The following is a 13,897-nucleotide window of genomic DNA, read 5'->3' as shown; positions in this document are numbered from 1 at the left end:
CTCCAACACCAAGACCCCCTGCAACTTGGACTCCTACTCCGACCCCCAGGCCTGCAGCAACTTGGACTCCCACTCCGACTCCTACGCCTTTACCACCAGGTGACCTGGGGTATGAAAAAACTTCAATAATTACAAGCTATAATTTTACATTTTTTGGTGAACAAATAACTCTCGGAATACCTATTGATAAATCCCCAATTGTAGATCATGATCAAGACGGAGATATAACTGATGATATAACTACATCAGATGATAATAATTTCAAGATATTGTCAGTAACACAGAGAAGAAACGCTCAATCAGAAATTGTTTTACTTTGCCTAACTCCGATAAATACTCCAGTTGAAATTACATTTTGGACTACTAGAAAATAATTTTTTTTCTAAGATTCATAATTTAGTAGTATATAAATCCTTTTTGTCCTCCACCAGCTGGTATAGGTTCTCCATTTATAGCCTTAGAAAGAGGTGAGCTTAAAAAGGCTACAATATTTGCAATATCGTAAGCTGTAACAACTTTTTTTATAGAATTATTGGCTAAAATTTGTTCTTTTGCCTCGTCCATAGAAATATTATTTTTTTTAGATAATTTTTCAATACCATCATCACTTCTTTCTGTATAAGTTAGTCCAGGATGAATTACATTTACATTGATACCGTAAGGTCCAAGATTATCTGCTAGATTTTTTGTTAGAGAACTAACAGATATATTTCTCATAGATCCTATAAGATTCCCGGAAGACCGTGCATTTAATCCACTAATATTAATGATTCTTCCCCATCCATTTTTTTTCATTATTGGAGCTACATTTTGAGCGCATCTTATATATCCAGCAACCTTTACCTCTATTTGTTCAAAAAGTTTTTTATCTTGAAAATTCTCTAGAGTACTTTCTTCAGGAAGAGCTGCTGCACAATTGACTAAAATATCAATTTTCCCAAAAAGTTTTTCTATTTTACTTACGGTATCTTTTACCTGCTCATTACTTTTGGTATCACATAAAAAATATTCAACTTTGATATTTGGAGCTATTGAAGAAATTTCATTTTTAGTTTGAGAGAGTAATTTTTCATTTCTAGCTAAAAGAGCTACATCAGCTCCTTCTTTTGATAAAGTAATAGCAGTAGCTTTACCTATTCCCCTATTTGATCCTGTCACTAATGCAACTTTTCCAGAAATTTGTAAGTCCATATTATTTTTTAATTCCCGCTTTCAAGTTAAGATTTCCTGACTTAAATCCTTTTTTATCAAGTTCGATTTTAGAATAACCAAAACTACTTAAAGTTTTGATGATTTTATTTTCATTAAGTTTATATTCATCAAATTTATCTAAAGGGATCTCTATTAGAGCTTTCTCATCATAGTGCCTTACTCTAACTATTCTAAATCCCAAACCTCGGAGATACTTTTCAGATTTAGAGACCATGATTAGTGCTTCCATAGTTACCTTAGTTCCATACGGTAAGCGTGAGGATAAACAAGGAGAAGCAGGTCTATCCCAAGTATCAAGATTTCTTTTCTCAGCAAAGTTTCTGATATCTTTTTTTGTAAATTCTGCTTCAATAAGAGGAGATCTTACTTTATGCATTTTAGCAGCTTTCATTCCTGGTCTATAATCACCCTTATCATCTAAATTTGAACCATTTAAGACCCAATCAACTCCTAATTCATCAGATAATTCAACTAATTTACCGTAGAGTTCATCTTTACAAAAAAAACATCGATTAACATCATTCTTAACATAATTTTCATCTTCCATTTCTTGAGTATTGATAATTTTATATTTCCAATTTTTTTTCTGAGCTAGTTTAATAGCATCATTACGATCATCTTCAGCTACACTTGGAGAAAAAGACATTACTGCAATTGCATTTTTACCAAGTACTTCATTAGATACATCCATCAGATAAGACGAGTCAACACCTCCAGAGTAAGCAATTAACACATTACCCATATCAGAAATAATTCTCTTGAGATTTTCTTCTATATTTATAATTTTTGTAGTCATTTAGCAGAATATTAGCTAACTTTTTAAAAAATTTCACTCAATTTAGAGTTGTATTGGATGTAATTTTATTCGGATTATGATAAACATATATAAAATTTACTTATATTTTTCAGGAGAGTGAAAGTAAGTTTTCTAAACTTTTTATAATAAGGGGATTTAAATGATGGATAAGCCTAAAGTATATTTTATGGATGCTAGAAGTGAGTCACCAGATACCAGTTTGATTAATAAAACAGTTACAGTCTTTGAAGCTGCTGGTTTTGACAAAATGATAAATAAGGGTGATGTAGTTGCAATAAAAATGCACTGTGGGGAGTTAGGATCAAGCGCATATCTTAGACCAGCTTATGTTAGAGCGATTGCCGACAAAATAAAAGAGTTAGGCGGAAGACCTTTCGCATGTGATACAACAACTCAAACTTATGGCACATGGGGTTCTAGGGTGACCGAATTAGATTTGGTAGAAACCGCTGAAAGGAATGGGTTTTCTTCTGCAACACTTGGTTGCCCATTTTTGTCAGCAGATGGATACGTAGGAACAAGTGACTATAGAGTTGATGTTCCTGAAGGATATTTACTGAAGGAAGCATATATAGCTCAAGCAATTGCTGCCGCTGATAAAGTTATTGTACTTACTCATTTTAAAGGTCATGGTATGGGTGTAATAGGTGGAGCCTTAAAAAATTTAGGAATAGGATGTCAATCAAAAAGAGGAAAGTTTAGCGTACATATGGGTAGACATCCATCATATGGAATAGGTGATTCTACTGTTTTTCATCCTGAAAATTTTAAGGGGAAAGAAGCAGATCCTGATTGGGAATTACTAGAAAATTGTTGTCCTCTTGGGCTTTTCAAAGTTACAGAAAAAGACGAATTACTTTGGGAAAGAGAAAAGTGCATAAATTGTCTTGGCTGTGGAAGTTGGATGAATCCAAGAGGTATTTTTGAGCCAAACTTAGCTAATTTTGATGCAACTGATATAGCTATTGCGGATGCTGCTTTGGGAGTAATACACGCCGTTGGAAGAGAAAATATAGGATTTATAAATGTAGCAGTTGATGTTTCTCCAAAATGTGATTGTGCAGGTTTTTCTGATTTGCCTCTAGTTCCTCATCTAGGGGTTTTTGCGTCAAAAGATCCGGTAGCTATCGACCAAGCTTGTGTTAATGCTGCAAAAAATGCTCCAGGGACACCAGGTTCATTAGCAGAAGAAATGGGTATAGATGAACCAGGTGAAAGAAAATTTGATTTAGGCGGAGGTGCCATTGAAGGTCTAAGTGAACAAACTACAATAAATACTGCAGTTGTAAATGGTCTAGGTAATAGAGAACATGAATTAGTTCATGCTCAACCACTGGGTAGAGATAGATTTGCTTTCCCACCTGACCCAAGACCTACAAAAGTTAGGTTTGCAAAAATGTTTGAAAAGTTTCAGCCATTTCCTTTCGATAAATATGGTGGTAGAGGCTATAATAGATTAGAGAAAGTTGATATTGATGCAGTGAAGGGTGATGATATAACTGTCGACCCTCATTCTCATCAAGATGCCGCCTATCATGGAGATGGAGGTTGGCATCCAGGAGATGATGATACAAGTTATCATCCTAAAGGTACATCAACTAATGGTACATCAACTAATGGTACATCTGCAAAGAAAGACACCAAAGCAAAAAAAGAATAGTAATCTAGGAGATAAACATGGGTAGAGCACAGGATTTACTTGAAAAAGCTATGAATAACCTAAAAGATATGAGTTCCAACTCAGATTTTGGAGAAAGAATTAGCTCAGGGTTAGTTAAATTAGATGCCCAGAAAGATAAGTTTTTCTTTCAATCTTTAGCAGGATTACCTTCAGCTAATAAGCTTTTTAAAGCCACTGAAAAAATGGCCTCAGATTCAAATGAGCAGAATATGTCAGAAATAGAAAGTATTATTAAAGAGATTGAAGACAAAGCTGATGCTCCAGGCACAGTTTTGACATAGTGATAAATGTACTCGTTACAGGTGGTGCTGGCAGTATGGGGCGATTGGTTACTGAAAAGCTAATTTCCAAAGGATTCTTTGTAAAAATATTTGATCTTCCTAGTGCTGATTATGAAGGTTTTGATCCTAATAAAACTGAAATAATTAGAGGAGACTTAAGTGATAAATCTGATCTTGAATTTGCAATAAATAATGTTCATTCAATTATACATCTTGCAGCTATACTACCTCCTCTAGCTAATGAGAATGAAGAGCTTGCTAAAAAAGTTAACGTAGAAGGAACAAAAAAGCTAGTAGAAGTAGTTGAAAAAAATAACCCTAAAGCTCATTTCATATTTAGTTCATCAGTAAGTATTTATGGGAAAAATTTAGATAATAAAAAAGTAACTGAAAATACAAATCCAAATCCTGATGACAACTATGCTATCACTAAGTTTGAATCTGAAGAAATTGTAACAAAATCTGATCTTAATTTTACTGTTCTCAGGATTTCAGGAGTATCAATTCCTGTATTTCAAGAGCCTCCTAAAGAATGGCCATTTCTAAGTAATCAACACATAGAGTTCATTCATAGAGATGATGTTGTAGATTCAATTTGTAATAGTGTTGATAATAATGAATCTCATAGAAAAATATTCAATATAAGTGGTGGAAAATCTTGGCAAATGACAGGAGAAAAATACGTAAAAGATTATTTTGAAATATTAGAAGCAGATATTGAAAATGCAAATTACCAAAAAGAGGAAGGTCATTTTTCATGGTACGATTCGGATAAATCAAATATTATATTAAAATATCAAAATAAAAATTATGAATTATATCTTTCTGAAATAATTGAAGATTTAGATAGATTAATGGGAGAATAATTTTGAAAACTATTGAGCAGACATATGGATATGATGATGTAGCCATTGTTCCAGGTGAAATAACTATAAACCCCGAATTAGTAGATACAAGAATAAAAATTGATAATTTGGAGCTTGATATACCTATTTTTGCATCCGCTATGGATAGTGTCGTAGATCCAAATTTTTCTAAAGAAATTTCTGATCTAGGTGGAGTTGGTGTAATCAATTTAGATGGAATACACGTTAGATATAATGATACGGAAGAAATATATAATGAAATAGCATCTGCTTCTCAAGAAAATGCAACGGAGCTTCTTCAAAAAATTTACTCAGCTCCTGTTAAGGAGAATTTGATAGGAGATATAGTAAAAAAAATAAAAAATAGTAATTCAAGATGTTTTGCATCATTTATTCCTGCTTCTACTAAACGGTTTGCTCCAGTAGCGGTAGAGGCTGGATGTGATTCAATTGTAATACAATCTACTGTAACAACTGCTAGGCATAATTCCAAAAGTCTTGAAGGTTTAATATTATCCAAAATTGTTGAGTCTATTAATGTTCCAATTATAGTAGGAAATACAGTGACATATAATGTTTCTAGGGAATTGATGGAGACTGGAATTCATGGAATTTTAGTGGGAGTAGGCCCAGGTTCAGCATGTACAAGTAGAGAAGTTTTAGGTGTAGGTGTCCCCCAAGTTTCTGCCACATTAGAGTGTTCAAGCGCTAGAGATGATTACTTTAAATTAACAGGAAGGTATGTTTCTATAATAACGGATGGAGGAATAAGAACCGGTGGTGAGTTGTGTAAATCATTTGTAGCAGGTGCAGATGCAGTTATGATAGGCTCACCTTTTTCTAAGACATATGAATCTCCTGCAAAAGGGAACCACTGGGGAATGGCTACTCCTCATGAATCTCTTCCAAGGGGGACAAGGATTGCCAATAAACAAGAATACTCAATTAGAGAATTGCTTTTTGGACCATCTTCAAAAACGGATGGTACAAGGAATCTTGTTGGTGCATTGAGGGTTTGTATGGGAATGTTAGGAGCTGAAAAGGTCAGAGAAATGCATGATGGTACTCTTATATATGCTCCCACTATAAAAACTGAAGGTAAAAGTTATCAATTATCTGGATTAGGTTCATAAGTTTGAATTATAAAGCTAAAAGAGGAACCTTTGATATTCTTCCAAAAGATGAAGATGTATGGAATATTATTCAAAAAACTTGTTTTGAAATTGCAAGATTAAGTGGTTATAACTATATTGAGACCCCAATATTTGAAGATTCAAAATTATTTGAAAGAACCGTTGGAATTGATACAGATATTGTTGAAAAAGAAATGTACTCATTCGAAGATAAAGGTGGAGAATATATTAGCCTTAGACCAGAAAATACAGCAGGGGTTTGTAGGGCATTTATAGAAAATGGCTTACACAATACAACATTGCCATCAAGGCTATTTTATTATGGACCAATGTTTAGATACGAAAGACCTCAATCAGGAAGATTCAGGCAATTTCATCAGTTTGGAGTTGAATGCATAGGAGATGATTCATCAAGTGTTGATTTTGAAATTATAAGAATAGCTTGGGATATATTAAGTAAGCTAAAATTTACAAATATTGAGCTAAATATAAATTCCTTAGGAGATCCTAATGACAGATTTTTATATACTGAAAGTTTGAAGACCTACTTCTTAAAATACTTAAATGATCTACCTAAAGTAGACAAACTTAGATTAGAAAGAGCTCCGCTTAGGATACTTGATTCTAAAGAAGAAATAACTATAAAGATAGCTGAGAATGCTCCCAAAACACTAGATTATATTTCATCAGAAAGTTTGAAGCATCACGAAGAATTAATACTAAATTTAGAAAATCTAAAGTCTAATAACAAAAGCTTTAATTACAGAATAAATAATAGATTAGTTAGAGGGCTTGATTACTATAACAGAACAGTTTTTGAATATATAACTGATTCCCAAGGCCCTCAGGGAGTTTTACTTGGAGGAGGGAGATATGACCCTTTGATAAAAATTTTAGGAGGTCAAGATACACCTGCAGTGGGATTTGCTATGGGTATAGAAAGATTAGTAAATGAATTAAAAAAGAATCTTACCATAGAAAATAATTTTATTGATGCAGTTCTGATTATCACTGATGAAGAGCTAAGAATAAAATCTAATCAAATAGCAAATAGTTTTAGAGAGAATAAAATCAAGACTGTTATTGCTCCAAAAAAATCCATAAAAGCACAAATGAGATTTGCAAATAATATAAATGCAAAATCTGCAGTTTTTGTAGGTAAAAAAGAATTAGAAAACAATATGATATCAATAAAGTTATTACACAAAAAATCAGAGCAATTAGAAATTGATATGAATAATATAACTCAAATAAAAGCAATTTTAGAAATTTAGCAAAAGGATACAAATGGAAGATTGGATGCTAAATAGATTAGATGAGATTAAGACTAGATTTAAGGATCTAGAAGTAATGATGACCAAACCTGAAATAATTTCTAATCAATCACAAATGACTAAAATTTCTAAAGAATATAGAAATTTAGAAAATGTAAATGAATTATGGAGTTTATATCAAAATATATCAAATGAAATAGATCAAAATAAAGAATTAATAAATAGTGAGGATTCTGAAATATCAGACTTAGCAATTTTAGAAAATACAGAACTTGATAAAGAACTTTCAAAGATTTATGAAAAATTAAATTTAGCCCTAATTCCTAAAGATGCTACTGATGAGGCCGATGCAATAATAGAAATCAGAGCAGGAACAGGAGGGGATGAAGCAGCTATTTTTGGGAATGATCTTCTAAGAATGTATACAAGATATGCCGAAACACAAAATTGGAAAATGAACATATTGAGTTCAAGTTATAGTGAGACAGGTGGTATCAAAGAAATTGTAATAGAAATTTCAGGAGAAGGAACATTTTCCAGACTCAAACATGAGAGTGGCGTTCATAGAGTCCAAAGAGTCCCTAAAACAGAATCACAGGGCAGAATTCATACATCTACTGCAACAGTTGCTGTTCTCCCAAAATCAGAAGAAATTGATATTGAAATTAAAGATGATGATATTAGAACTGATGTTTTCCACTCTGGAGGTGCTGGTGGTCAAAATGTAAATAAAGTAGCTACTGCAATAAGATTAACTCATTCACCATCAGGTATTGTGGTCTCATGTCAAAATGAAAGATCTCAATTACAAAATAAAATGCAAGCAATGGAAATATTGAAATCTAAACTATGGGATCTTGAGATACAAAAACAGCAAAATGAAATTTCTCAAACTAGAAAGTCTCAGGTAGGTTCAGGTGGGAGGTCAGAAAAGATAAGAACCTATAATTATCCACAGGGCAGAATTACTGATCATAGAATTAAGCTTACAACTCATAGATTATCTGAATTTATGGATGGATTAATAGATGAAATCATAGAACCTCTTATGAAAGATGAGCAGGCTAAGAAAATGATCTCTAATAAATCAAATGAATGAATAATCTAGGTCATATTAGAAAAATTTATAAAAAAAAACTTGATGATGTAGGTATTACTGATAGTTACCAAGAGTCTATAGCACTACTTTCTTTTTCTTTGGGTATTTCAGATCTAAAAATTATCTCAGAAAATAATCTTTCAATTTCAGATAATGAATTGAAGAGAATAGATTTAATTTTTTCAAAAAGACTCTCTAAAATTCCACTAGCATATATTACTAATGAAAAAATTTTTAATAGATATAAATTTTATGTTAATGAAAATGTGCTAATTCCAAGATTTGAAACAGAAGAGCTGGTAGATAACTTTTTAAAATTTTATAGAAATTCAAAAACTAAAGGTAAGCGGCTAATAGATATTGGGACTGGAAGTGGAATTATTCCTATAATCTTACAAAAAGAATTACCTACTTTAGAATACTTTGGTATTGAAATCAGTCTATCAGCTATAAAAGTTGCAAAAAGAAATATATATTTACATAAGTCTAAAATAAATCTACTAAATGAATCAATAAAGGAAAGTAAAATAGCTTCTATAGATTTTGTTTTGAGTAATCCACCTTATATAAAATCAAATATATTAAAAAATTTATCTCACGAGGTAAAAAATGAACCTAAAATTGCTTTAGACGGAGGGAAGAATGGGGCTAGAGTAATTAAGGAAATTTTTGAATGGGAACAAAATATCAATAAAAATAACGCTGTATACCTTCTTTTAGAAATTGATGAGGAGATATATAAGATTACAAAAAAACTAGCGGAAAAATTTTATCCAAATAATAAAATTGAATTTATTGAAGATATGAACAAGAATTTGAGATTTATTTCTATAAGTGAGAACTAACGCTTTGTATATTGAGGAGCTTTTCTTGCTTTTTTGAGACCATATTTTTTACTCTCTTTTACTCTTGAATCTCTAGTTAATAAACCATTAGATTTTAATTTTGGTCTCAAGCTTTCATCCATTACACAAAGTGCCCTAGCTAGACCCAAAGATATTGCTCCAGATTGACCAGAAAGCCCTCCACCATGAGTTTTTATTTCTGCTGAAACTTTATCATTATCAGTCAATTTAAGTGGCAATAAAGCTATATTTACTAAATCATCCATTCCTAATGCTTCTTTGATATCTTTTCCATTAACTAGAATATTTCCAGGTGTATTAAATATTTTTACTCTAGCTATCGAAGCCTTTCTTTTTCCAGTTCCATAGAAATAATTTTTCTTACTTGTCAACGCTTACCTCTTTTTTAGATTTTGATTTCTTTTTATCAACAAATTGAGAATAATGAGGATGCTCATCTCCACCGTAAACTTTTAATCTTTTCAACATTTTAGCCGCAAGTTTATTTTTTGGTAGCATCCCTTTAACTGATTTTGTGATTATATATTCAGGATTTTTTACTATTAGGTCTGAAAACTTTTTCTCTTTAGTACTTCCAGGTTTTGTGGTATGTGTAATATAAGTTTTATTGTCAAATTTCTTACCAGTAACCTTTATCTTAGAAGCATTTATTACAACAACAAAATCACCTACTAAATCATTAGATATGTAGGTTGGCTTATTTTTACCCATTAAAATCATAGCTATTTTGGTAGATAGTCTGCCTAATGTTTCACCTTTTGCATCAATTAAAATCCAAGATGTATCATCAGAAGAAACCTCTTTTATTGAATAATGTTTTAGTTTAGAAGTCATAGTATTTATTTTATAAAACTTAATTTTACACTTTTTCTAGAATTTTTTGGTGATTTTTATGATATAAAACTTCTTTCAAAGTCAGATTATTGGAAGATACTATACCTTTAGACCCACCTTTGGAAGGGAAATTAATTAAAATTTCTAACCATTCTTTGGTTTCTTTTCCTAAACCAATTCTAATTAAACTATAAATAATTCGGCGAATTTGTTCATGAATAAATGATTTGCCTGATATTTCAAAAAATAATATTTTATCTAGAATAATAATTTTTATCTTATAAATTTCTCTTATGAATTTATTTTTAGCATTTCTTCCTGAAAAAGACATAAAATTATTTTTGCCAATCAGATAATTAGAAGCTAATCTCATATTTTCGATATTTACTGAATCAATTAATTTTTTATCAGTTATCTTATATATATAAGTTCTCACAAGAGCATCTTTTCTAACATTAAAATTATCGGGCATAAAATAAACTTTTTTGATATGAATATCTTCTAAAAGATTAAGTCTTATCTCATCAAATTTTCTATGAATTTCGTGAATATTACTATCAGCTATCTTCAATCCAAAATATTGAAATCCACTTACACCTTTATCAGTACGAGAGGCCAAAGTAAAATCTTTAAAGTTTGAAAAGTATAATTTTAGGCTCTTTATAATCTCTGATTCTACAGTAGGTAAATTAGGTTGAGATTGAGATCCAAAAAAGTTTTTTCCCAGATAAAATAATGAAACGCATGTATTATAGTAATTACTCAACTAATTCTAGAATAGCTATTTCTGCATTATCACCTTGTCTTGTACCCAATAAAATAATCCTGGAATATCCACCATTTCTTTCATTGAATCTTACAGAAACATTATCGAAAAGCTCATTTACAACTTTTTTATCTGTTATAAATTCTGATACTTTTCTAATTGAATTAAAATCTTTAGTCTTGGCGATTGTAATCATTTTTTCTAGAATAGGTTTAGCTTCTTTTGCTCGAGCTTTAGTTGTAGTTATCTTACCATGCTTTATAGTATCTGAAACTAAATTTCTTAAGAGTGCTTTTCTTTGTGAAGAAGATCTACTTAATTTATTTTTTGATGATTTATGTCTCATAATAACCTCTATATCTAGCTCTCTGGAAGCATATTTCTTTCTGCTAAAACATCAAAAAGTTCATCTAAAGATTTTCTACCAAAGTTCCTAATCTTCAATAAATCTCCTTCTGGCATAGCTATTACTTCTCCAACTCTATTGATACCAGCTCTCTTCAAACAATTTAGTGTTCTAGCTGACAGATCAAGTGTTTCTACTGGTGTGTTATAAATATCAGGACTGATACCTAAACCTGCAGCAGGACTTTGTTCTTCAGAACCTTGATCAAATTTACTAAATATATAAAAATTATCCATTAGTGACTCTGAAGCTTTTTGTAACGCAGATTGAGGATCTATACTTCCATCTGTCCAGATCTCAAGAGTAAGCCTTTCCCAGTCAGACCTCTGTCCAACTCTAGTTGGTTGAACAGAAAAATTAGCTTTTTTAATTGGAGTAAAAATAGAATCAATTGGTAATACACCAATGTTTGTGTCATCTTCTTCAGTTGCTTTTTTATATCCTTGTCCTTGTTCAACACTAAATTCGACAGAAAGATGAGCATCAGCTGAATCTAATGTAGCCAAATGATGCCCTGGATTCACTATTTCAAAGTCTGCTGTAGCCATTATATCTCCTGCTTTGACTTCTCCTTCACCTTCAACTTCTAATCTTAGTCTTCCGGATCTATCAGACAAAGATCTTAATCTAATACCTTTAGCATTCATGAGAAATTCATTTACTTCTTCTCTCATACCTTTTAAAGTAGAGTACTCGTGCTCTATTCCTTCTATTTTCACCCAATTTATTGCTGTACCAGGTAACCCAGATAAAAGCGTTCTCCTGAGTGGATTACCTAAAGTAACTCCCCAACCTTTATCCAACGGTTCAGCTATGAATTTACCATAAGCTTCAGTACCTTCAATCATTCTTATACTTAGTTCAGGAACGTCAGGTTCTGTAACTGAAATATCGTCAATTGGTGATAATCCAAATTGTTTTTCTAGCATGTTACCTCCGTGAATAGTATTCAACTATTTGTCTTGTATCAATTTCCAACTCTGCATCAGACGCAGAAGGAAGATTGTTAATTTGAACAGAAAGTTCATTTTTATCTAAAGAAAGCCATTTTGCAGTATCATTATTTTTAGTATTTGAAGTAGCAATCTCAAATAAGCTTGATTTTTTTGATTTTTCTTTCCAAGAAATCTTATCTCCCTCTTTTATTTCATAAGAAGGGATATTAACTTTTTTATCATTTATCAAGAAATGTCCATGATTTACAGCTTGTCTAGCCTGTCTTCGTGTGTTGAACATTCCAGTCCTGTACATTACATTATCAAATCTTTTTTCTAGGAGTATAAGTAAAGAGTCTCCAGTTGATCCTATATCCTTGGATGCTTTATCATAGTAATTTCTGAATTGCTTCTCAAGTATTCCATACAAAAATCTAGCTTTTTGCTTTTCTCTTAATTGAAGACCATAAGGGGAAAGTCTTCTTCTACTATTCATCTTAGGACCTTTTCCAGGTTTTCTTGGAACTTCTAACCCTAAAAAACGCATTCTTTTATTAACTGGACCAACGTACCTTGCCATATTATATTCCTATCTATACTCTTCTTTTTTTAGGTGGTCGACATCCATTATGAGGAACAGGTGTTACATCTTTGATTGAAACTACTCTAATTCCAGCATGTTGAATTGCTCTGACAGCAGCCTCTCTTCCAGCACCTGGACCTTTTACTAGAACATCTACTGTTTTCATACCATACTCCACTGCAGCTTCAGCAGCAGTCTCTCCAGCCTTTTGAGCCGCAAACGCAGTTGATTTTCTTGAACCTCTAAATCCTTTAGCGCCTGCACTACTTTGAGAAATAACATTTCCACTGTTATCAGTCATGGTTATGATTGTATTGTTGAAGGTAGCCCTAATATAAGCATTTCCTTGTGGAACAAAAATCTTTTCTTTTTTTCTGGTTCTGTTTCTGGCCATAAAATTCCTACTTTAATTAGTGTGTTAATTTCTTTTTATTTGCTATTGTTTTCTTCTTACCTTTCTTAGTCCGAGCATTTGTTTTAGTTCTCTGACCATTTGCTGGTAGACCATTTTTGTGTCTTAATCCCCTGTAACTACCTATGTCAGATAACCTTCTTATATTTAGCTGAACCTCTCTTCGCAAGTCTCCTTCTATTCTCATTTGAGCTCTATCTATTGCACTTCTTAGTCTTGCTAAATCTTCTTCTTCGAGATCTTTAACTCTTGAATTAAGACTAATTCCTACATCAGAAATTATCTTTTTAGAAGTTGATCTACCTATGCCTGACACGGCAGTTAGTGCTACTTCAATTCTCTGAGAATCAGGTATGTTTACTCCAGCTAGCATTGCCATAATATTTATCCTTGAACTTGTTTGAATCTAGGGTTTTTCTTATTAATTATTCTTATTTTCCCACGCCTTCTAATGATTTGGTCATCAGCGCTTCTTTTTTTTATTGATGCTCTTTTTTTCATTATTTCTCCAATTATTTGAACCTGTAAGTAATTCTTCCTCTGGTTAAGTCATAGGGAGAGAGTTCTACTAATACTCTGTCCCCTGGTAATATTCTTATATAATTTTTTCTTATTTTACCCGATGCATGAGCTAAAACTTCGTGACCATTTGCTAGCTCAACTTTAAATGTTGTGTTTGGAAGAGCTTCTTCTACCTTACCTTCCACTTCTATTGCTTCTTTTTTTGCCATA

The 13,897-nt window shown here is 31.9% G+C and carries 20 protein-coding genes; 8 read left to right on the top strand and 12 right to left on the bottom strand.

Translation table 11 applies throughout. The features are described 5' to 3' along the window. The coding region (locus tag MK083_02990) for a hypothetical protein (GenBank protein ID MCH2673422.1) at positions 1–374 on the top strand (374 nt) is incomplete at its 5' end. Positions 375–396: 22 nt separating this feature from the next. Here MK083_02990 and MK083_02985 read toward each other — a convergent pair. Together MK083_02985 and larE are read right to left on the bottom strand one after the other, a co-directional pair. After that, positions 397–1,191, bottom strand: a complete 795-nt coding sequence (locus MK083_02985; GenBank protein ID MCH2673421.1) for an SDR family oxidoreductase — start codon at positions 1,189–1,191, stop codon at positions 397–399. Position 1,192: 1 nt separating this feature from the next. After that, the gene (gene larE / locus MK083_02980; GenBank protein MCH2673420.1) at positions 1,193–2,008 is read right to left on the bottom strand and encodes an ATP-dependent sacrificial sulfur transferase LarE; all 816 of its coding nucleotides are present in this window, start codon (positions 2,006–2,008) and stop codon (positions 1,193–1,195) included. Between the two features lie 160 nt (positions 2,009–2,168). Here larE and MK083_02975 point away from each other — a divergent pair, with 160 nt between their 5' ends. Genes MK083_02975 through MK083_02945 form a run of 7 tightly spaced genes read left to right on the top strand, consistent with a single transcriptional unit; the run spans position 2,169 to position 9,208 of the window. After that, on the top strand, positions 2,169–3,689 hold the full coding sequence (locus MK083_02975) for a DUF362 domain-containing protein (protein ID MCH2673419.1): 1,521 nt from the start codon (positions 2,169–2,171) through the stop codon (positions 3,687–3,689). 17 nt (positions 3,690–3,706) lie between these two features. Next, positions 3,707–3,991, top strand: coding sequence for a hypothetical protein (locus MK083_02970; GenBank protein MCH2673418.1), 285 nt, complete (start codon positions 3,707–3,709; stop codon positions 3,989–3,991). Next, positions 3,991–4,857, top strand: a complete 867-nt coding sequence (locus tag MK083_02965) for an NAD(P)-dependent oxidoreductase (protein ID MCH2673417.1) — start codon at positions 3,991–3,993, stop codon at positions 4,855–4,857. The genes MK083_02970 and MK083_02965 overlap by 1 nt, the downstream gene beginning before the upstream one ends. Before the next feature lie 2 nt (positions 4,858–4,859). Next, positions 4,860–5,990: a GuaB3 family IMP dehydrogenase-related protein gene (locus MK083_02960; protein MCH2673416.1), complete on the top strand. Its 1,131-nt coding sequence runs from the start codon at positions 4,860–4,862 to the stop codon at positions 5,988–5,990. A 2-nt stretch (positions 5,991–5,992) separates the two neighbouring features. Continuing rightward, on the top strand, positions 5,993–7,264 hold the full coding sequence (hisS, locus tag MK083_02955) for a histidine--tRNA ligase (protein ID MCH2673415.1): 1,272 nt from the start codon (positions 5,993–5,995) through the stop codon (positions 7,262–7,264). Positions 7,265–7,289: 25 nt separating this feature from the next. Next, the gene (prfA, locus tag MK083_02950) at positions 7,290–8,363 is read left to right on the top strand and encodes a peptide chain release factor 1 (protein ID MCH2673414.1); all 1,074 of its coding nucleotides are present in this window, start codon (positions 7,290–7,292) and stop codon (positions 8,361–8,363) included. Continuing rightward, positions 8,360–9,208: a peptide chain release factor N(5)-glutamine methyltransferase gene (locus tag MK083_02945; protein ID MCH2673413.1), complete on the top strand. Its 849-nt coding sequence runs from the start codon at positions 8,360–8,362 to the stop codon at positions 9,206–9,208. The genes prfA and MK083_02945 overlap by 4 nt, the downstream gene beginning before the upstream one ends. Here MK083_02945 and rpsI read toward each other — a convergent pair. The 10 genes from rpsI to infA are packed head-to-tail and all read right to left on the bottom strand — an operon-like array spanning position 9,205 to position 13,896. After that, positions 9,205–9,600: a 30S ribosomal protein S9 gene (gene rpsI, locus MK083_02940; protein ID MCH2673412.1), complete on the bottom strand. Its 396-nt coding sequence runs from the start codon at positions 9,598–9,600 to the stop codon at positions 9,205–9,207. The two genes, MK083_02945 and rpsI, sit on opposite strands and share 4 nt — an antisense overlap. After that, positions 9,590–10,063 carry a 50S ribosomal protein L13 gene (gene rplM / locus MK083_02935; GenBank protein ID MCH2673411.1) on the bottom strand — a complete coding sequence of 158 codons (474 nt, stop codon included), beginning with the start codon at positions 10,061–10,063 and terminating at the stop codon, positions 9,590–9,592. Before rplM ends, rpsI begins: the two co-directional genes overlap by 11 nt. A 25-nt stretch (positions 10,064–10,088) precedes the next feature. After that, positions 10,089–10,829, bottom strand: a complete 741-nt coding sequence (locus tag MK083_02930) for a hypothetical protein (GenBank protein ID MCH2673410.1) — start codon at positions 10,827–10,829, stop codon at positions 10,089–10,091. Beyond that, on the bottom strand, positions 10,822–11,175 hold the full coding sequence (rplQ, locus tag MK083_02925; GenBank protein MCH2673409.1) for a 50S ribosomal protein L17: 354 nt from the start codon (positions 11,173–11,175) through the stop codon (positions 10,822–10,824). The genes MK083_02930 and rplQ overlap by 8 nt, the downstream gene beginning before the upstream one ends. Positions 11,176–11,189: 14 nt before the next feature. Then, complete coding sequence (locus MK083_02920) at positions 11,190–12,164, bottom strand: DNA-directed RNA polymerase subunit alpha (GenBank protein ID MCH2673408.1); 975 nt, start codon at positions 12,162–12,164, stop codon at positions 11,190–11,192. Between the two features lies 1 nt (position 12,165). Then, positions 12,166–12,750: a 30S ribosomal protein S4 gene (gene rpsD, locus MK083_02915; protein MCH2673407.1), complete on the bottom strand. Its 585-nt coding sequence runs from the start codon at positions 12,748–12,750 to the stop codon at positions 12,166–12,168. Between the two features lie 13 nt (positions 12,751–12,763). Beyond that, complete coding sequence (rpsK, locus tag MK083_02910) at positions 12,764–13,147, bottom strand: 30S ribosomal protein S11 (protein MCH2673406.1); 384 nt, start codon at positions 13,145–13,147, stop codon at positions 12,764–12,766. 16 nt (positions 13,148–13,163) lie between these two features. Then, complete coding sequence (rpsM, locus tag MK083_02905; protein ID MCH2673405.1) at positions 13,164–13,544, bottom strand: 30S ribosomal protein S13; 381 nt, start codon at positions 13,542–13,544, stop codon at positions 13,164–13,166. Positions 13,545–13,549: 5 nt separating this feature from the next. Further along, positions 13,550–13,666 carry a 50S ribosomal protein L36 gene (gene rpmJ / locus MK083_02900; GenBank protein ID MCH2673404.1) on the bottom strand — a complete coding sequence of 39 codons (117 nt, stop codon included), beginning with the start codon at positions 13,664–13,666 and terminating at the stop codon, positions 13,550–13,552. Between the two features lie 11 nt (positions 13,667–13,677). After that, complete coding sequence (gene infA, locus MK083_02895; GenBank protein ID MCH2673403.1) at positions 13,678–13,896, bottom strand: translation initiation factor IF-1; 219 nt, start codon at positions 13,894–13,896, stop codon at positions 13,678–13,680. Position 13,897 lies beyond the last annotated feature (1 nt).

The organism is Dehalococcoidia bacterium, assembly GCA_022451965.1.
Classification (GTDB): Bacteria; Chloroflexota; Dehalococcoidia; order Lucifugimonadales; family Lucifugimonadaceae; genus TMED-70.
Note: the sequence above shows the minus strand (reverse complement) of the source record. Positions and strands in the feature narration are given on the sequence as shown.